Annotated in this window: 16 protein-coding genes; 4 read left to right on the top strand and 12 right to left on the bottom strand. The window is 61.6% G+C overall.

What is annotated here, in order from left to right:
• Positions 1-99: 99 nt before the first annotated feature.
• The 11 genes from NR164_RS00180 to iolC all read right to left on the bottom strand — a co-directional run bounded on the left by NR164_RS00180 (position 100) and on the right by iolC (position 13,456).
• Positions 100-504 (bottom strand): TraR/DksA C4-type zinc finger protein, encoded by a 405-nt coding sequence (locus NR164_RS00180; protein ID WP_010564800.1) that lies wholly within the window; start codon positions 502-504, stop codon positions 100-102.
• A 344-nt stretch (positions 505-848) separates the two neighbouring features.
• Positions 849-1,871, bottom strand: a complete 1,023-nt coding sequence (locus tag NR164_RS00175; protein ID WP_017846553.1) for an ABC transporter permease — start codon at positions 1,869-1,871, stop codon at positions 849-851.
• Between the two features lie 54 nt (positions 1,872-1,925).
• Positions 1,926-3,479 carry a sugar ABC transporter ATP-binding protein gene (locus tag NR164_RS00170; RefSeq protein WP_057004686.1) on the bottom strand — a complete coding sequence of 518 codons (1,554 nt, stop codon included), beginning with the start codon at positions 3,477-3,479 and terminating at the stop codon, positions 1,926-1,928.
• Between the two features lie 65 nt (positions 3,480-3,544).
• The gene (locus tag NR164_RS00165; RefSeq protein WP_057004687.1) at positions 3,545-4,480 is read right to left on the bottom strand and encodes a sugar ABC transporter substrate-binding protein; all 936 of its coding nucleotides are present in this window, start codon (positions 4,478-4,480) and stop codon (positions 3,545-3,547) included.
• A gap of 48 nt (positions 4,481-4,528) precedes the next feature.
• Positions 4,529-4,708, bottom strand: a complete 180-nt coding sequence (locus NR164_RS00160; RefSeq protein ID WP_079444050.1) for a hypothetical protein — start codon at positions 4,706-4,708, stop codon at positions 4,529-4,531.
• A 128-nt stretch (positions 4,709-4,836) separates the two neighbouring features.
• Positions 4,837-5,865 carry a Gfo/Idh/MocA family oxidoreductase gene (locus NR164_RS00155; RefSeq protein ID WP_256822045.1) on the bottom strand — a complete coding sequence of 343 codons (1,029 nt, stop codon included), beginning with the start codon at positions 5,863-5,865 and terminating at the stop codon, positions 4,837-4,839.
• A gap of 839 nt (positions 5,866-6,704) precedes the next feature.
• Complete coding sequence (locus NR164_RS00150; RefSeq protein ID WP_256822044.1) at positions 6,705-7,715, bottom strand: Gfo/Idh/MocA family protein; 1,011 nt, start codon at positions 7,713-7,715, stop codon at positions 6,705-6,707.
• Between the two features lie 19 nt (positions 7,716-7,734).
• Positions 7,735-9,666 carry a 3D-(3,5/4)-trihydroxycyclohexane-1,2-dione acylhydrolase (decyclizing) gene (iolD, locus tag NR164_RS00145; RefSeq protein WP_256822043.1) on the bottom strand — a complete coding sequence of 644 codons (1,932 nt, stop codon included), beginning with the start codon at positions 9,664-9,666 and terminating at the stop codon, positions 7,735-7,737.
• Positions 9,667-9,676: 10 nt separating this feature from the next.
• Positions 9,677-10,465, bottom strand: a complete 789-nt coding sequence (gene iolB, locus NR164_RS00140) for a 5-deoxy-glucuronate isomerase (protein WP_046489003.1) — start codon at positions 10,463-10,465, stop codon at positions 9,677-9,679.
• Positions 10,462-11,355, bottom strand: a complete 894-nt coding sequence (iolE, locus tag NR164_RS00135) for a myo-inosose-2 dehydratase (RefSeq protein ID WP_256822042.1) — start codon at positions 11,353-11,355, stop codon at positions 10,462-10,464. Before iolE ends, iolB begins: the two co-directional genes overlap by 4 nt.
• Positions 11,356-11,518: 163 nt before the next feature.
• Positions 11,519-13,456: a 5-dehydro-2-deoxygluconokinase gene (gene iolC / locus NR164_RS00130; protein ID WP_256822041.1), complete on the bottom strand. Its 1,938-nt coding sequence runs from the start codon at positions 13,454-13,456 to the stop codon at positions 11,519-11,521.
• A 284-nt stretch (positions 13,457-13,740) separates the two neighbouring features.
• On the opposite strand from iolC, the gene NR164_RS00125 reads away from it, so the two are divergent.
• The 3 genes from NR164_RS00125 (at position 13,741) to NR164_RS00115 (ending at position 16,901) form a co-directional block, all read left to right on the top strand.
• On the top strand, positions 13,741-14,661 hold the full coding sequence (locus NR164_RS00125; protein WP_256822040.1) for a MurR/RpiR family transcriptional regulator: 921 nt from the start codon (positions 13,741-13,743) through the stop codon (positions 14,659-14,661).
• A gap of 187 nt (positions 14,662-14,848) precedes the next feature.
• Positions 14,849-15,532, top strand: a complete 684-nt coding sequence (locus NR164_RS00120; RefSeq protein WP_003219726.1) for a response regulator transcription factor — start codon at positions 14,849-14,851, stop codon at positions 15,530-15,532.
• Entirely contained in the window at positions 15,510-16,901 is a 1,392-nt protein-coding gene (locus NR164_RS00115) for a HAMP domain-containing sensor histidine kinase (RefSeq protein WP_046383706.1), read from the top strand. The genes NR164_RS00120 and NR164_RS00115 overlap by 23 nt, the downstream gene beginning before the upstream one ends.
• Positions 16,902-16,981: 80 nt before the next feature.
• On the opposite strand, the gene NR164_RS00110 is transcribed toward NR164_RS00115, so the two are convergent.
• A complete protein-coding gene (locus NR164_RS00110) occupies positions 16,982-17,398 on the bottom strand; it encodes an SRPBCC family protein (protein ID WP_046383707.1) in 417 nt (138 codons plus the stop codon).
• Between the two features lie 392 nt (positions 17,399-17,790).
• On the opposite strand from NR164_RS00110, the gene NR164_RS00105 reads away from it, so the two are divergent.
• A complete protein-coding gene (locus tag NR164_RS00105) occupies positions 17,791-19,044 on the top strand; it encodes a hypothetical protein (RefSeq protein WP_079444056.1) in 1,254 nt (417 codons plus the stop codon).
• The last annotated feature ends 194 nt before the right edge of the window (positions 19,045-19,238 follow it).

Below are 19,238 nucleotides of genomic sequence, written 5' to 3'. Positions count from 1 at the left end.
TATGGGCCTTTAGTGGGGGAGCTTGCAACAGATCAATATAGCGGGCGTAACGGATATTTTCCCTGGGGAGCGCAGTACTCGCCCCCCAGCTTCAGCGCATCAGGCTTGACGCTGGTGCTTGTCGATCTGCTCGTGGCGCTCTTGCGCTTCGATGCAGTACTTGGTGGTCGGGCTGATCAGCAGGCGCTTGAGGCCGATAGGCTCGCCGCTGTCATCGCACCAGCCAAAGGAATCTTCCTTGATGCGCTCCAGTGCGCGCTCCAGTTGCGGCAGCATGCGCTGGTCGCGATCAATGGCATTCACCAACCAGGTGCGCTCTTCTTCCACGGAGGCGGCATCCGCCGGGTCGGCCGGGGTGTCCAGGCTCTCAATGGCGATGCGGTTCTGTTCAATGCGCTCGTGGTGTTCCACTTTCATGTCTTGCAGCAACTGCTCGAAAAAAGCGTGCTGTTCGGCATTCATGTAGTCATCCGCCGGCATGGCCAGCAACTTTTCCTTTGTCATTGATTTCTCTATAAAAAATACGTGCATTAAGGCGAATAAGGGAGCGTTCCGGTCAACCTCTGCAGGTCTCGGAAAGGCGCCATCCATTCCAAGCGCCACCCGGCACTCAATTTACGAGGGGCGGCAGTCTAAGGCCGACTTGAGGGCGCAGCAACTGAAAAGACAGGCATTTTTTCCAAGATAACCCCCAAAGGCACCAGGACGGGCTTGGCGAATGGTCATCGGAGTGCGTTTATAGCAAGAAATTCAGTGTTGTGGAGCTATATAGAAGACAAACGGTTGGATCTGACGAATACAGGCCTGAATGTGGGAGGGGGCAAGCCCCTCCCACATTTTGCACTGCGTCAGCGTTTTAGCTTGCGCTTGTTGCGATATTGGTCGATCACCACCGCCGCCACGATAATCAGGCCCTTGATGATGTCCTGGATATACGCGTCGACCCCGACAAAGGTAAACCCGCTGGCCATCACCCCAAGGATCAGCGCGCCGATCACGGTGCCGGTGATGCGCCCTACTCCGCCGGCCAGGCTGGTGCCGCCGATCACCGCGGCGGCAATCGCATCCAGTTCGTAGGACATGCCCATGCCGGCCTGGCCGGTGGCGGCACGCGCCGAGGCCACCACACCGGCCAGGCCCGCCAGGAGCCCGGCGATGCTGTAGACGATGATCAGGTGGCGCTTGACGTTGATCCCCGAGGTGCGCGCCGCCTGCATATTGCCGCCGATGGCGTAGGTGTACTTACCGTACTTGGTGTAGCGCAGGGCGATATGGAAGATCACCGCCACCACCAGAAAGATGATCACCGGCATCGCGCCATGCCCGATGGCCGTGTAGGAATCCGAGAGCATGCTCACTGGCTGGCCTTCGGTGTAGTAACGCGCCAGGCCACGGGCCGACACCATCATCCCCAGCGTTGCGATAAACGGCGGGATACCGGTCACCGCGATAATACTGCCGTTGATCGCGCCCGCCAGCAGCCCCACGCCGAGCCCCGCCACCACCGGAATCCACACCGGCAGGTCGGTCAGGGACGGAAACACCGCACGGGAAAAATCAGATGTTTGCGCAAGACTGGCAGCGATCATCGCCGATAACGCCAAGACCGAGCCGGAAGACAAGTCGATCCCGGTGGTGATGATCACCTGGGTCACACCGATGGCCAGCAGGCCGATGATCGACACTTGCAGGATCATCAGCACCAGACGCTGGGAGTTCATCAGGAAGCTCTGGTCTCGCACGATCCAGCCAAACAGCTCAAACACCAGGCCGATGCCGATCAGCACCAGGAAGATGCTCAGCTCGGTGGGCAAGCGCCGACGGTGCTTGACCGCTGCCGTGGCAGGCTTGTTGTCTGTTATTGCGTTCATAGCCAATCACCTTTTTATTCTATGGCGCAGGCCAACCGCAGGCCCGCGCGGCTGTCAGTGGACCGCGGTCATACCGGAGGCCAGCTGCATGACTTTTTCCTGGGTCGCGTCTGCACGGTCCAGGGTGCCCATCAGTTCGCCTTCATGCATCACCATCACCCGGTCGCTCATACCCAGCACTTCAGGCAGCTCCGAGGAAATCATGATCACCGCCATGCCCTCGCTGGCGAGGAACGCAATCAAACGGTAGATCTCGGCCTTGGCGCCGACATCGATGCCACGGGTCGGTTCGTCGAGGATCAGCAGGCGCGGGTTGGTCATCAGCCAGCGCGCCAGCAGGGCTTTCTGCTGATTGCCGCCGGACAAGGTGTCGATGCATTGCTCCAGGGACGGGGTTTTCACCCGCAGCTTCTTGCACATGTCTTCGCACAGCGCACGCAGGGCTTTCTGCTGGATAAACCCGTTGCCCGAGTAATGCGGCAACACGGCCATTTCCATGTTTTCCAGGACCGACAGGCACGGGAACAGCCCGCTGAGCTTGCGGTCTTCGGTCAACAGCGCAAAGCCTTTGTCGATGGCCATGTGCGGGTCGGTGATACGCAGCGCCTTGCCATCGAGGGTTATCTGCCCGCGAGTGCTTGGGCTGATGCCGAAAAGGGTTTCCGCCACGTTGGTGCGGCCCGAGCCCATCAGCCCGGCGATGCCGAGGATCTCGCCGGCATGCAGGTCGAACGAGACGTTGTTGAACACGCCGTCCAGGCCCAGGTCGCGCACCGACAGCAGCAACTCGCCGATGGGCGTTTCGCGCACCGGGAACAACTGGCTCAGTTCACGGCCGACCATCATCGAGATCAGGCTGTCGCTGTTCATGCTGTCGGCGCGCTGCAGGCCGATGTACTGGCCGTCGCGAAACACCGCCACTTCATCGGCGATGGCGAACACTTCATTCATCTTGTGCGTGATGTAGACGATGCCTTTGCCCTGGGCCTTGAGGTCGGCAATGATCGAAAACAGGTGGGCGACTTCCTTCTCGGTGATGGCGGACGTCGGCTCATCCATGATCAGGATGTCGGAATCGTAGGACACCGCCTTGGCAATCTCGACCATCTGCCGCTCGGCGATGCTCAGGTTGCCCACCTGCTCCTCGGGGTCGAGGTTGATGCGCAGGCGGGCGAGCAATTGGGCGGTGCAGCGGTGCATTTCGCGGTGGTTGACCATGCGCAGGCTGTTGAGCTGCTCGCGGCCGATCCAGATATTCTCGGCGATGCTCATGTGCGGCATCAGGTTGAGTTCCTGGTGGATCATCGCGATCCCGGCCTTTTGCGCGGCCAGCGGCGTCTCAAACACAATCGGCTTGCCGCGCAGGCGGATTTCCCCGGCGTCGGGCTGGTAGATGCCGGCGATGATTTTCATCAGGGTCGACTTGCCCGCGCCGTTCTCGCCCATCAGCGCCAGCACCGAGCCTGGGCGCACACGCAGTTGTACATCGGCCAGGGCCACCACACCGGGAAAGCCTTTGCTGATGTTGAGGATTTCCAGCAGGTACGGTTCTTCCAGCAGCGACGGCTGGATACCGGGCGGCTGCGAGACAGTGGCTTGAGCAAGCATAGGGCGGTACTCCATCGACAGGGCGGGCACGACCGCCCTGCCGGCTTATTGTTGTGATGTAAGGGCTACTTGAAGTCTTTGACGTTGTCCGGGGTGATCAGCTTGAACGGGATGACAATGTTCTGCTCGATCGCTTCCTTCTTCGCCATCTTGCGCGCCGCCTCCACCGAGCCGACTGCCTGGCCCTTGGCATCCTGGAACACCGACACGGTCATTTCGCCCTTGGTGATCGCATTCAAGCCGTCCGGCGTGCCGTCGACCCCTGCAATCAAGACGCTGCCCGGCTTGGTGCCGGCCGATTTCAACGCCATGGCCGCGCCAATCGCCATTTCATCGTTGTTGGCCAGCACGGCATTGAATTCGCGGCCCTGGGTCAACCAGTCGTTGACCAGGGTCATCCCGCGGTCACGCAGCCAGATGCCGGTCTGTTCCTGCTCGATCTTGATCTGCGGGTACTTGGCCAGGACTTCTTTGATGCCCTTGGTCCGGTTGGTGGTGGAGTTGTTCGCCAGGTCACCGAGCAGGATCACCACCTTGCCCTTGCCCCCCAGTTTTTCGGCGATGTACTGCATTTGCAGCCTGCCGGCCTCTTCATCATCGGAGGTCACGGCCGCCACGCCTTTGGGCAGGTCTTTCTGGTCAGGTCGGCGGTTGACATAGACCAGCGGAATACCCGCCTCTAGCGCCGACTTGCTGATCCGCGCCGTGGACGCCGTGTCCACCGGGTTGACGATGATCGCGTCGACCTTCTGGCTGATGAAGTTCTCGACCTGGCTCAATTGCTTGACCACGTCGGCGCGCGCGTCTTCGAACTGCAGTTGCACGCCATCGCCCTTGGGGTAGGCCTTGGCTTGCTTGTCCATGAATTCACGCACATTGGTCAGGTAGGTGTCATCGAACTGCGACATGCTCACGCCGATCTTCAGATCGGCAGCCATGGCAAAACCGCTGGCCAGCAGCAGGGACAACGCCAGCGCGGTAAAACGGATCGGGGTCTTCATGAACGGTCTGTCTCCACTTTCTTGTTGGTTTTTTGGACGTTGCGTTTTTCAGAGCGAGGATGACGGCAGGCGGACGAGCGGTGCTCCCGGAATGCAGCACACCAGGGCGCCTTGGTTTTCGACGCACAGCACGTTGAGGAAGGAGAAGTAAAACGGCCGGGTGCGGGGCAGACCGCGTGGCGCAAGGGCTGGGCGTAAAACTCGCAGTACAGCGTTGAAGATTTTCATCTGACGGTACCTGGTTGTTTTTGATCTTGTTTTTGTTGAGTCGTCGGGATCGAGTCCGGAACGTACTTTATGCAACCTGGAAAAGACTTTATTGGAAAATAATTTCTATATCAACCTGTTTTAGAATTTTATTCTATTTTTGTCGAAACCACCTGCTGGCGCTCGGCGCTCAGGCGTGCGGCGTCCAATATCCTTGTGGTTTCCAGCGCCTCGTAGGCGTCCACCGGCAGCGGCCCCTGCCCTTGCACGGCGGCCTGCCACTGGCGATAGAACTGGGTCCAGCAGCCTTTTTCCGACGGCACACGCTCGCGCTCGGGGCCTTGTTCGAACCAGCCCCAGCGGCGGTGCTCCTCGGCCCCCCAGTGCTCGCCCTCGGTTTTGGGCGACTTGCCGGCCATCAGTGCGTCTTCCTGACCGTCCAACCCGTCGACGGTGTAGCAACCCAGGGTGCCGCTGACCCGCAAGCGCGGTGCCGGGCTGTTCTGCAAGGCGTTGCCCCACAGGTGCGAAATCACCCCGTTGGCGTGGGTCAGGGAGACAAAGAAGCCGTGGTCGATGCTGGGGTGTTCGGCGCTGTAGTGCAGTTGCGCGAAAACCCGATCTACCGGGCCGAACAGTTGCAGCGCCTGATCCACCAGATGGCTGCCCAGGTCGCGCAGCCAGCCGCCGCCGCTGGCATTGCCCACCGATTGCGGGCTGAAACGCTCGACGCGGGATTCAAACCGGGTGACAGCGCCGAGGGCGCCGGCGTCGATCAGTTTGCGCAAGGTCAGGAAATCCGAATCCCAGCGCCGGTTCTGGTAGACGCTGAGCAACACGCCCTGGTGTTCAGCCGCAGTGATCAGCACCCGGGCCTGCTCGGCGTTGGCGGCGAAAGGTTTATCGCTGACCACGGCGACGCCGTGCTCGATAGCCTCCAGCACCAGCGCCGGGCGACCTTTAAGCGTGGTGGAAATCACCAGGGCGTCAACGCCGGCCTCGACGATCTGGCCGATGCTGTCAAAGGCTTTAACCCCTGGAAGATCAGTGCTCAATTGCTGACGGCGCTCGGGTGAACGAGTCACCACGCCAACAAAAGTAGCGCCGGGCAGGGTTGCAATCAGTGGCGCATGAAAGAAGCGCCCTCCGTGGCCATAGCCGACTAGTCCAATTCGCATACATTCACTCCTTCATTGAAGTGCAAACCCAATCCAACTGTGGGAGGGGGCTTGCCCCCGATGGCGGTGGATCAGATCCAGATTCATTAGCTGACCCACTGCTATCGGGGGCAAGCCCCCTCCCACATTGACCGCGTGTTAGCCGCAGAAGGCAGGGTTGCAGTCAGTGGCGCATGAAAGAAGCGCCCTCCATGGCCATAGCCGACCAGTCCGATTCGCATACATTCACTCCTTCATTGAAGTGCACACCCAATCCAACTGTGGGGGGGGGCAAGCCCCCTCCCACATTGACCGAGTGTTAGCCGCAGAAGGCAGGGTTGCAGTCAGTGGCGCATGAAAGAAGCGCCCTCCATGGCCATAGCCGACCAGTCCGATTCGCATACATTCACTCCTTCATTGAAGTGCACACCCAATCCAACTGTGGGGGGGGGCAAGCCCCCTCCCACATTGACCGCGTGTTAGCCGCAGAAGGCAGGGTTGCAGTCAGTGGCGCATGAAAGAAGCGCCCTCCATGGCCATAGCCGACCAGTCCGATTCGCATACATTCACTCCTTCATTGAAGTGCACACCCAATCCAACTGTGGGGGGGGGCAAGCCCCCTCCCACATTGACCGAGTGTTAGCCGCAGAAGGCAGGGTTGCAGTCAGTGGCGCATGAAAGAAGCGCCCTCCGTGGCCATAGCCGACTAGTCCAATTCGCATACATTCACTCCTTCATTGAAGTGCACACCCAATCCAACTGTGGGAGGGGGCTTGCCCCCGATGGCGGTGGATCAGATCCAGATTCATTAGCTGACCCACTGCTATCGGGGGCAAGCCCCCTCCCACATTGACCGCGTGTCAGCCGTAGAAGCGCGGACGCTCAGGCAGGCTGACCTGGACAATTTGCCCACTGCCTTGGGCCTCGATACATGCATCCGCCGCGACCGCCGCTGCAAACCCATCCCACGCCGACGGCCCGCCCACTTGCCCGGCGCGCACGCTGTCGATGAACGCCTGCAACTCGACGTCATAGGCACCGATAAAGCGGTCTTTCCAGTCCATCAGAATCGCATTGGACAGCTTGGCTTCGCTGCGCAATTGCACCTGCGACGGTTCCGGCAGCTTGGCGATACCGGTCTCCCCCACCACTTCGCACTGAATGTCGTAGCCGTACTGGCAGTTCACAAACACTTCCACATCGATGCGCGTGCCCTTGGCGGTTTCCAGCAGCACGATCTGCGGATCGCGCAGATGGGCCAGGGCCTTGCTGGTCTTGCGCGGGAACACCACTTGCACCGACACATAGTCGTCGTCGAGCAGCCAACGCAACACATCCAGCTCGTGGATCAGGGTGTCGGTGATCGCCATGTCGGTCTTGTAGTTCTCGCCCACCCGCGGGTTGCGGTGCGCGCAGTGCAGCATCAGCGGCTCGCCGATCCGGCCGCTGTCGATCACCGCTTTGAGGGCGCGATAACCTTCGTCATAGGGGCGCATGAAGCCCACTTGCACCAGGCGCTTGCCGTGCGCCACTTCGGCCTCGACGATCCTGCGACAGCCTTCGGCGGTGACCGCCAGGGGTTTTTCGCAGAACACCGGTTTGCCCGCCTCGATGGCGGCGAGCACGAATGCCTCATGGCTCGGGCCCCAGGAAGTGACGAGAATGGCTTCGACCTGAGGCGAACGGATCAGCGCATGGCCGTCCGGATACACCTCGGCGTCCAGTTTCAGATCCGCCACCACCTTGGCGGCCTGCTCCAGGTCGATGTCGGTCACCGCCACCACCTGGCTGTGGAGCAAGGTCTGGCTGCAACGACGAATATGGTCCCGGCCGATAGCGCCCGTACCGATAACACCCAGCTTCAACGACATACATTCACTCCTCTTGTTATTAGTACTGCCGGGCCTTGGCCAGCTGTTCATTGAGTTTTTTCGCCGCCGCGTTGGTGCGTTCGCTGGTGGAGACCTGCGCCACACCCACCCGCCACCACGACAGGTAGCCGTGGATCATGGTCTTGGGCAGCACCTTGATATCGATCAGCGTCGACACCGTTTGCGTGCGCGCATCGGCCAGCGCCGCTTCGAGCTGTTCGACGCTACTGACCTTGTAAGTTTTGCAACCATAGGCCGCCGCACTCATGGCGAAATCCACCGGCACCAGGCCGCCGTCGAGCTTGCCGCTCTCGGGGTTGCGGTAGCGGAACTCGGTGCCGAAGCTGTCCATGCCGTTGCCGATCTGCAGGTTGTTGATGCAACCGAAAGCCATGTTGTCCAGCAGCACCACGTTGATCTTGCGGCGCTCCTGGATCGAGGTGGCCAGCTCCGAGTGCAGCATCATGTAGGAGCCATCGCCGACCAGCGCATAGACCTCGCGCGTCGGCTCGGCGAGTTTCACGCCGAGGGCGGCGTTGATCTCGTAGCCCATGCACGAATAACCGTACTCGACGTGGTAAGTGTTGACGCCCTTGCTGCGCCAGCTGCGCTGCAGGTCGCCGGGCAGGCTGCCGGCGGCGGCGACGATGATCGCGTCGTCGGCCAGCACCTGGTTGAGCACGCCGAGGACCCGGCTTTGGGTCAGGCACGAACCGGTCAGCTCGATAAATTCGCGCAGCACGCCGCGGTCGAGGTGGTCGTCGACCTCGGGGACGAAGTCGTCGCCGGCGTATTCCAACTGATGCACTCGGTCGACTTCAGCATCCAGTTGCGCCCTGGCATCGCGCACCTGCTCGCCCCAACCGGCGCGATAATCGCCCAGCGCTGCGGCCAATGCCTCAAGGGCGACTCGTGCATCCGCCAGCACTTGCACGCCATCGAGTTTCAACGCATCGCCGGGGCTGATGTTGAGGTTGAGGAACTGCACCTCAGCGTGCTTGAACAACGACTTCGACGACGTGGTGAAATCGGTGTAGCGCGTGCCGATCCCGATGATCAGGTCGGCCTCGGCGGCCAACAGGTTCGCGGCCAGGCAGCCGGTTTCGCCGATCCCGCCGACGTTCAGCGGATGGCTGGACAGCACCGCACTCTTGCCCGCCTGGGTTTCGGCGAAGGGCATCTCGAAGCGTTCGGCAAATGCCTGCAGGGCCGCATTCGCCCCGGAGTACTTGACCCCGCCGCCGCAGATGATCAACGGCTTGCGCTTGCCCTCGAAGGCTGCCACAGCATCGCCGATCATCGCCTCGGTGGGCGGGCGCCGGTCGAGGCGATGGACACGTTTTTGCAGGAAGTAATCCGGGTAATCCCAGGCCTCGGCTTGCACGTCCTGCGGCAGCGCCAGGGTGACGGCACCGGTTTCGGCCGGGTCGGTGAGCACGCGCATGGCGTGGATCGCCGCGCTCATCAATTGCTCGGGGCGGTTGATGCGGTCCCAGTATTTGCTCACCGAACGGAAGGCGTCGTTGGTGCTGATGCTCAGGTCATGGAACTGCTCGATCTGTTGCAGCACCGGGTCGGGCTGGCGGCTGGCGTAGACATCGCCAGGCAATAGCAGCAACGGAATGCGGTTGGCCGTGGCGGTCGCGGCAGCGGTCAGCATATTCGCCGCCCCCGGGCCGACCGATGCGGTACACGCGTAGATCTTGCGGCGCAGGTGCTGTTTGGCAAACCCGATGGCGGCGTGGGCCATGCCTTGCTCGTTGCGGCCCTGATGCACCACCAGGTCGCCGCTGTCCTGCTCCAGCGCCTGACCCAGGCCGAGCACGTTGCCGTGGCCGAAAATGGTGAACACCCCGGCCACGAACTTGCTCTGCACACCATCGACTTCGATGTATTGGTTATCCAGAAATTTCACCAGGGCCTGGGCCATGGTCAAACGAGTGGTGGTCATGTCGCGCCCCTTAAAGGTCCAGCAGCCAGCTGTGCTGCGGGTCGTTATGAAAATGCCAGGCGCGCTTGGGGCCGGCCATTACGTTGAGGTAGTAGGACTCGTAGCCATACGGCACGCTCACCGGGTGGTACCCCTTGGGCACCACCACCAGGTCGCTGTTTTCCACGGCCATGGCCTCATCGATGCTGCGGTCGTCGGTGTACACCCGCTGGAACACGAAGCCCTGGGGCGGGTTGACCTGGTGGTAATAGGTCTCTTCGAGAAAGCTCTGGTGCGGCAGGTCGTCGGTGTCGTGCTTGTGCGGCGGGTAGCTCGACGAATGCCCGGACGGCGTGCGGACTTCCACCACCAGCAGGGAGTGGGCGGGCTCGCTGTCGGGCAGGATGTCGCACACGTAACGGGTGTTGGCGCCTTTGCCGCGCACGCTGCGCTTGCACTGTTCGGGGCGGATCAAGCGCGGCGCGAAACCCGTCGCGCCAGGCGCGGCGCAGACCGCGAGCTGCACGTCGCTCAATGCCGTCACCTGGGCGTCGGTGCCCGGCGGCAGGTAAGCGGCAAAGGGCGATTTGTCTTCAAACACCGACTGACGATCGCCGAGGTTCTGCCAGCTAAAACCGTCGCCTTCGATCGTCACCCGGCCGCTGAGCAGCACCAGGCACAGCTCCTGGTCGCCGGCGGTGACTGGCAGGGTTTCGCCCAGGCTCAGGCGGTAGGCGGCAAAGCCGACGTAGGCCAGGCGGCCCGCTTCGAGGGCGACCATGGTTTGCCCGCGCTTATTGCTCTTGACCAGCAAACTCATTGCCCCGTCCTCTCGTTCAGCAGCGCACGCAAGGTGTCGTAACCTTTTTTCGCATAGATATAGCTCGGCGCGACAGCCGGGTCCTGCTCGGCTTCGACCACCAGCCAGCCTTGGTAATGCGCGGCCAACAGCACGTCGAGCAACGCGGCAAAGTCGATATCGCCGTCACCCGGCACGGTGAAGGTGCCGTTGACGATGCAGTCGGGGAAGCTCCACATCTGGTTGCGCGCCAGTTGCACCACCGCTTTGCGCACGTCCTTGAAATGCACATGGCACACGCGGTCGATGTGCTTGCGCAGTACGTCGAGGGGTTCGCCGCCGCCCATGTAGCAGTGGCCCGAATCGAACAGCAGGCCGACTTCGGGGCCGGTGCGGCGCATCAGTTGATCGATGTCCGCCGGCGATTCGACATAGGCGCCCATATGGTGGTGATAGGCCAGGCGCACGCCCTGGGACAGGGTAAAGCGCGCCAGTTCGGTGAGCTTGTCGGCATAGTCCTGCCAGGCCTGCTCACTGTGGAAACGCGGGCGCTCGATCAGGCGGATGCGGGAGCCCTGGATCGAATCGGCCACTTCGCCGTAGACCAACACCGTGGCGCCATTGTGTTTGAGCAACTCGACGTGAGCGGCGATGGCTTCGATTTCCTCCGCCACCGACCGCTGGGCCAGACGGCTGGAGTACCAACCGGAGACCAGCGCCAGGTCGTAGGGGCGCAACACATCGGCGACGCCCTTGGCGTCCTTGGGGAATTTGCCGTTGAGTTCAAAACCCTCGTAGCCGATCTGCTTGCCTTCGCTCAACGCCGTGCTCAGGGGCGTTTCGCCGCCCAGGGCCGGCAGGTCGTCGTTGCTCCAGGAGATCGGGTTGATGCCAATTCGGATTGCGGGCATGGCTGCACCTTTATTATTTTCAGGTATCACTGAGATCTGCATTATGTGGGAGGGAGCTTGCTCCCGATGGCAGTGGTGCAGTTACAGAAGTGTTGCCTGACGCACTGCCTTCGGGAGCAAGCTCCCTCCCACATTGGATTACATTTCAAATTAAGAACTGCGTTCAGCCTCTGGCACTGCACCAGGCGCTGATCAATTGCTCGAAAGTGGCCCGGACTTGGCGGATCAGGGTCTCGTCATCAATCTCCCCCGCCATCCACGCGCGACTCGGCTCCTGGAAAATCGTGCGTCCCACGGCAAAACCACGGCAGGTGCGACTCTGGCTGGCTTGGCGGAAGCCCTCGGCCAGGCACTCGGCCGAGGCATTCAGGCCCAGCAGCACCACACCGCGGCAGTACGGGTCGCGTTCCTCGATCAGTTCGTCGAGTTTTGTCCAGTCCTCGGCCGACTGTGCCTCGATTTTCCACCACGCCGGGTAGATCCCCAGGTTGTACAGGCGCTTGAGGCTGCGGTAGAGCACATCGGGGTAGGTCGAGGGGTGATCCTTGGGCGGGATGACTTCCAGCAACAGTTCATGCCCGCTGACCAGCGAAGCCTCGTACACCGCCTTGAGTTGCGCTTCCTGTTCCAGACGCAGCAGCGGTTCGTCATCGGGGTGGTATTGCACCAGGCATTTGATGATTTGCTCCTGGGGCCAGGCGATCAGGTTGCTGCCGATCGAGCGGCCGTGTTCGAACGCCAGGGGCCGCGAGTTCTGCACCTCCACCGGGCGTGCGATCCACCAGCCGCGACCGCTGGCGGCGTTGAGCGCATCCTGGCCGAAGCGCTGGTCGGCGAGCAAACCGACATCGGCCTCGACGCCCTGCCCGCGCAGCGTCTTCTCCACGCGTTCGACGGCCTGGATAAACAGCTGCTTGATCGCGCTGATGCGGCTCGGGTCCTGGCCGCCGCGTTGCGCCAGGTCGACCAATTGCCAGCGGTGGTCGAAGGCGAACACGAACAGTTGCTTCCAGGCCTTGCGTGGCACCGTGACCCGATGCAGGCGCTGCAGGGTCACGTCTTGATCGGGACGGGTGATCGGCACCGGGCTGTTGAACAGGTAATCCAGTTCGGCCGGGGTCGGCATGGCCGGTGCGCAGGCGTGGCGCGACACCACCAGGCCGCCGCAGGCATTGGCCAACTGGCTGCATCGCGCGTCGCTGGCATCGTTCAGCCAGCCGCTGAGAAAGCCCGCCATGAACGCATCGCCGGCGCCCAGCACGTTAAGCACTTCAACGCGCACGCCAGGGTAGATCGCACCCTCTTCCAAACGGGCCGGGATCGCGCCGTGGATCACCGTGCAGCCCTGCGGGCCGAGCTTGACCACCAGGGTCGCCGGGGTCAGTTCACGGACGGTGCACAGGGCACTGAGCAAATCTTCACTGCCGCCGGCGATCAGGAACTCTTCTTCAGTACCGACGATCAGGTCGAAGCGCGGCAGGATGCTCTGCACGTGCTGGCTGACGCTCTGGTCGGCGACAAACCGGGTTTCGCCATCGGCCTTGCCCGCCAGGCCCCACAGCACCGGGCGGTAGTCGATGTCGAGCACGCGCTGGACATTGTGTTTGGCCGCGTAATCCAGGGCCTGGACGCTGGCCTTGTACACAGCGTCGGTGGAGAAATGCGTGCCGGTGATCAACAGGGCCTTGCTCGAGGCGATAAAGGCTTCGCTGATGTCTTCGGCGCGCAGGGCCATGTCGGCGCAGTTTTCGCGGTAGAACACCAGGGGGAAGGTTTCGCGGTCCTTGAGGCCCAGCAGCACCAGCGCGGTAAGGCGTTGCGGGTCGACCTTGATGCCGCTGACATCGCAGCCTTCACGGGCCAGGGATTCCGTCAGGAACCGGCCCATATGGTCGTCCCCTACCCGGCTCAACATCGCCGACTTGAGGCCCAGGCGCGCGGTGCCGAAGGCAATGTTGGCGGAAGAACCGCCGAGGTACTTGGCAAAGCTGGACACATCCTCAAGCCGCGCACCGACTTGCTGCGCATAGAGGTCGACGCCCAGGCGCCCGAGGCAAATCAGATCCAATTGACGCCCACTGGCAAAACGAGTCTGGCCCATGCTGGCTCCTGTTATTTTTATCAGCCTGCGTTGTGCCGCCGTGGCGACGGCACACGCTCTTGGTGGGAGCAGACTAGAACGTTCAGCGAGCCCAATCAATATTTATTCCATAATTATTTTTGGTAGAATATTTTTTCCAATACGTCAGCATAGGGGCACGCCAGCGACAGTGCATCGTTTCAGCCGCCCACTCGCTGGCGCATGCCGGGGTATTTTTTTGCGCCTACCCTGTAGACTTGCGCCCACTATCAGCGCACCAGATGAACCCGCCAGAAGGATTGCCCATGTCCCGCACCGATCAGCCGGCCACGCCCGAGAGCGCTTCCCAAGACACTCTCGCCAGCCCTGCGATCAATGCCGAACGCCTGTTGCAGCTGATCACCGACGAATACGAAAGCCTGCCACGCCAGCTCAAGCGCATCGCCAGCTACATGAGCCAGCAGAGCGACCGGATCATGGTCGACCGCATCAGCGACATCGCCCGCGAATGCGAAGTGCATCCGTCGGCCATCGTGCGGTTCTCCCAGCGTTTCGGCTTCAGCGGGTTCAGTGAGATGCAGGCGCTGTTTCGCGAGGCGTACACCCACAAGACCACGCCGGTGCAGAACTATCAGCAGCGCATCCGCAGCATGATCGCCAACAAGTCGCAGAAGGCCAGCGGCGGCGACCTGGCGCGCGAGTGTGTCAATGCCACGCTTTCGGGCATCGAGCGCCTGGGCCTGGAACTGGATGACGCGGCGTTCGAAAAAGCCGTCGACCTGGTGGTCAACGCCGACAACATCTACGTGGTTGGCGTGCGCCGTTCGTTTGCGGTGGCCGATTACCTGGTCTACAACCTGCAACACACCAACAAGCGCATCCACCTGATCTCAGGCCTGGGCGGCAGCTACCGCGAGCAGATGCGCAGCGTGCGCGCCAATGACCTGGTGATCGCCATCAGCTTCACGCCCTACGGCAAAGAAACCCAGCACTGCCTGCGTATCGCCCAGCACCACCAGGCCAAGACCCTGATCATTACTGACAGCAACCTGTCGCCCCTGGCCAAGCGCGCGAACGCAGTGCTGTTGGTCAATGAAGGCTCGTCGTTTGCCTTCCGTTCGTTGAGCGCCACGTTGTGCCTGTGCCAGGCGCTGTTCATTGCGGTGGCGTATCGCCTGGAGTTGAAGGTGGATGAGATTCATGAGCAGGTGGGCTTCGACGACTGACGGAGGATCCGTCACCGGAGCCGCCGATTGACACGCCTTCATCGCAGGCAAACCCGCACATCGGAGTAGGCGGGGTTTATGAAAACTGTGTCAGTTTTGCCAACATGAAGTTTTATTTAGGAAGCGTTCAGCCATTTCTTGGCAAAATGCCCACACTTCTAGTGTGAATCGCTCACCAGGTAATCCTATGACCCGCATTTTGACCATTGAGGATGACGCCGTAACGGCCCGCGAGATCGTCGCCGAGCTGAGTAGCCATGGACTGGATGTTGATTGGGTGGACAACGGCCGCGAAGGCCTGGTCCGCGCCGTGAGTGGTGATTACGATCTGATCACCCTCGACCGTATGTTGCCGGAACTCGATGGCCTGGCCATCGTCACCACCCTGCGCACCATCGGCGTGTCGACGCCGATCCTGATGATCAGCGCGCTCTCCGATGTCGACGAGCGGGTGCGCGGCCTGCGCGCCGGTGGGGATGACTACCTGACCAAGCCGTTCGCCTCCGATGAAATGGCCGCCCGCGTCGAAGTGCTGCTGCGGCGCAAAAGCACGGTCAAGGAATTCGAAACCGCGCTGCGCGTGGCCGACCTCGAGCTGAACCTGATCAGCCGTGAAGCCAGCCGCGCCGAGCAGCCGCTGAGCCTGCTGCCCACCGAATACAAACTGCTGGAATTCCTGATGCGCAACACCGGGCAGATCCTGTCGCGGATGATGATCTTCGAGGAAGTCTGGGGTTATCACTTCGACCCCGGGACCAACCTGATCGATGTCCACATCGGTCGCCTGCGCAAGAAGATCGATCCACCGGGCCTCACGCCGCTGATCCGCACGGTACGAGGTTCCGGGTATGTCATTGCTGAACCCCTCTAAGGGCTGGCGTTCCTCCAGCAGCCGCTTGCTGGCGCTGTACAGTTCGCTGTTCGTGGCCTGGAGCTGCATCCTCATGGGGGTGCTGTATTACGAGGTGTCCGGTTACCTCAGCGACCTCTCGCGCCATTCGCTGATGCAGCGCCAGCACCTGTTCCAGCGGTTCGACGGCGAAGAACTGTTGGAAGCCCTGACCACCAGCATGACTTTCGACATGAAGGGCGTGGACGCCTATGGTCTGTTCGATGAGCAATTTCGCCCATTGAACGGACCGATCCAGGCGATACCGCCCGACTTGCCCCTGGACGGCAAGATCCACGCCCTGGCCAATTGCGTCGACTCCGACGACCCGAAACTGCCCAAAGACAGCTGCGACGCCGTGGTCACCCACACCGCCGATGGCCGCTGGCTGGTGCTGGTGCGCGCCAACGGTTCGCTGTTCGGCGTAACCCGGATCATCTGGCACGCGCTGCTGTGGGCGGTGTCGCTGACCATCATCCCCGGCGCCGCCGGCTGGCATTTGCTGCGCCGCCGCCCATTGCGACGGATTCGCGGGATCCAGGCCAGCGCCGAGGCCATCGTCGCCGGCGACCTCACCCATCGCCTGCCGCTGTCGAACCGGCGTGACGAACTGGACATGCTCGCCGCCATCGTCAACGCCATGCTCGACCGCATCGAGAAGCTGATGAACGAGGTCAAAGGCGTGTGCGACAACATCGCCCACGACCTGCGCACCCCGCTCACCCGCTTGCGCGCGCAGCTCTATCGCATCAAGCAACAAGCCGAACACGACTCGGCCCACGCGGTGCAACTGGACGACGCCATCGCGGAAACCGACACGCTGATGGCGCGCTTTCGCGGGTTGTTGCGGATCTCGGAACTGGAAGACCACCAACGCCGCTCGGGCTTTCTGGTGATGGACCCACTGCCGCTGCTGCGCGAACTGCACGACTTCTACCTGCCCCTGGCCGAGGAAGGCGAACTGCAACTGGTGCTCGACACCCCGCCATCCCTGCCCTGGATCACCGGCGACCGGGCCTTGCTGTTCGAGGCTCTGGCCAACCTGCTGAGCAACTCGATCAAGTTCACCCCCGCGGGCGGCGAAGTGATTTTGCGCGCGGTCAACGATGCGGGCAGCACGCGTATCGAAGTCCACGACTCCGGCCCCGGCATCCCAATAGCGGAACGCAAGGCAGTGTTCCAGCGGTTCTATCGCGTGGATGAAAGCGACCAGCAAGGTGGGTTTGGGCTGGGCTTGTCGATTGTCGCGGCGATCATCAATCTGCACGGTTTCAAGCTGGACGTCGGCACCAGCCAACGCGGCGGTGCGCGGTTGGTGCTGGAGTGTCGCCAGCAACTGATGCCCAAATAAACCAGACACGACACCGATCGAAACGGTGGGAGGGGGCTTGCTCCCAACCACATTGGGTGTCGGTTGCCCGATCGATCAGGTCAAGCCGGGAAGTTGGCGCGCAGCGCCTCAAGCCCACCGCGGTACACGCCGGCAAACAAAGCCTCCACCGCCTCGTCGGTGGTGCCCGGCGCCGGGGTGAACACGCCCGACCACGTCACCTTCGCCGACGACTCCGTCAGGGCTTCGACCCGCAACGTCGCCAGGTAGGCACTCACCGGAAACGGCGACTCCTCGATGCTGTAGCTGTAAGTGCGGGCCACGTTATCAAAGGTCTGCAAGCGCTCCACCACCACGCCGCCATCGGCGGTCTTCAGGTGACGCAGGCGCCCGCCGTCGCCCGGCTTGCTCTCGACGATCAATGGCAGCCAGTCCGGCAGCGCGTCAAAACCGCCGACCAATTGCCACACCTGATCGGCCGAAACCGGGACTTCAATGACAGAAGAAGCTGTAGGCACAATCAATACTCCAGACAATAAAAATTCAGATCGCCAGATCCATCGCACCGACAGTCGCTGGCGATCGGGGTTAAACACTGTACGCCAGCCGATTCGTCACTTCACCCAGATTCGTGGTGCGACGGAGGCTCGATAAGCCCCTGCGCTCCTGACCATTCGTCGCCTTGTTTTCAGGCCCGGCGCAGACACTCTGCGTAGCCTCGTTCTGAAACCCGCACGCCAGAGCCGCCAAACAGCCCAAACAGCTGCCCATGCGCGGTGCAGCAACTCGTTCTGTACCTGTTAAAAATGACAGTTGTAGGCCTGCTGACGGCGGCCTTCACTGTTACGCAAGGCCTGCGGGGCGTCCTTGTCCCCCGCAGATGGTTTCACCCACCAGGGAAGGACAGCCCATGCAGCGCACATTCAAGAAGCTAATGGTTCCAGTGCTGTTAAGTGTTGGCGTATCGTTTTGCGGACATAGCGCAAGCGCCAACGCAGCCACATTCGTCAGTTCAGGTCACGCGGCCGGACCGCAATGCGCGACCTCCGGGATCAACGACAATGGTCAGGCGGTCGGTAACTGCAACTCGGCGACGCCGAGTACCAACCCCAACCCGTGGTTCTCATCGACACTGGCAGGTCCCCAACAAGTGCTGTTGCCATTGGTCACGGGACAACCGTGCAGCGTCAGCGCAATTGCCAACAATGGCTGGATGGTGGGGCTGTGCGCCAATGTCGGCAATGTCGCTTTGGGCGTGTATTGGAACGCGGCGACGCCCGGCAACCCGCCGACCGCCATGGCTCCGCTGCCTTTTTCATTGCTGTTGCCGCCGCTACGCCCCGCCGACAAGCAGACAGTCCCTACTGCGCAAAATCAGAACGGTATGGTGCTCGCACAGAGCCTGAGTGCAAACGAACAGGCAACGGTGGTGGTCTATGCTGCGGGTAGCGCGACGCCACAGCGTGTATCGGGCTGGGGTAACAACTGCTCCGGTGTCGACCTGACTGAAACCTTGACGAATGGCTGGCCACGCATCCTCATGAATTGCCCAGGAGCGAACGGTACGCCTGAGATCACCTCGGCCAGTTGGAGCGGGAGTGGATTTTCCCTCGTGACGCCGCCGCTTCCGGCAGGCGCCAGCTACTGTGAGGCCGTGGACATGAACGATGCGGGTCAGTTCGTCGGCACCTGCACGTTCCCCGGTTCGTCCCCCGATACGCTCCAGACCGCCTATTGGGCCTCTGCAACTAGCACACCGTTGCTGCTGACAATGCCGTTGAATGCACAGAACGTGGCAATGGCAATCAATGCCCGTGGGCATGTGGTGGCCTATGGCAGGAACCCATTGGGCCTCCTGACACTTCTCTTCTGGCCAGACCCCACCAACTCTTTCACCGTAGCGCCCATCCAGCCATTGCCGGGCAGTAATCAGACCAACTTTGCAGGTTTTGGGGATAACGACAGCGTCGCCATGACTTGCCTGAACAGTAACCAATACCCCACTGCCTGCAGTTGGACGCCCTCGGGAGGCACCGTATCCGTGGTGGGTCTTGGCGGAACGTCCAGCGAGTCGAGCGGCATTTCGCCTAGCGGCGTATTTATTTTTGGTACGGCGACGGATACCTCCAACGATTTCAATGCGGTGGGAGCTACGTTGCCCTGAACAAGGAGCCCGTTTTGCGGCGTGGCCTGGCACAGACTGTTAAGTTGGAGGTGCGTGATGTCTCACAGACTACCGGCAAAATTCCCGGTCGCAATGTTATTTGCAATAGCTAGCACGTTGGCTGCGGATGCGATGGCCATTCCGTTAGCCGATGGAAAAAAACAGGCGTACCTGAGCTGCATAGCGAAACACGC

The sequence above is a fragment of the Pseudomonas sp. Pse79 genome, assembly GCF_024519615.1.
GTDB lineage: Bacteria > Pseudomonadota > Gammaproteobacteria > Pseudomonadales > Pseudomonadaceae > Aquipseudomonas > Aquipseudomonas veronii.
This window is presented reverse-complemented; position numbering and strand designations above follow the sequence as displayed.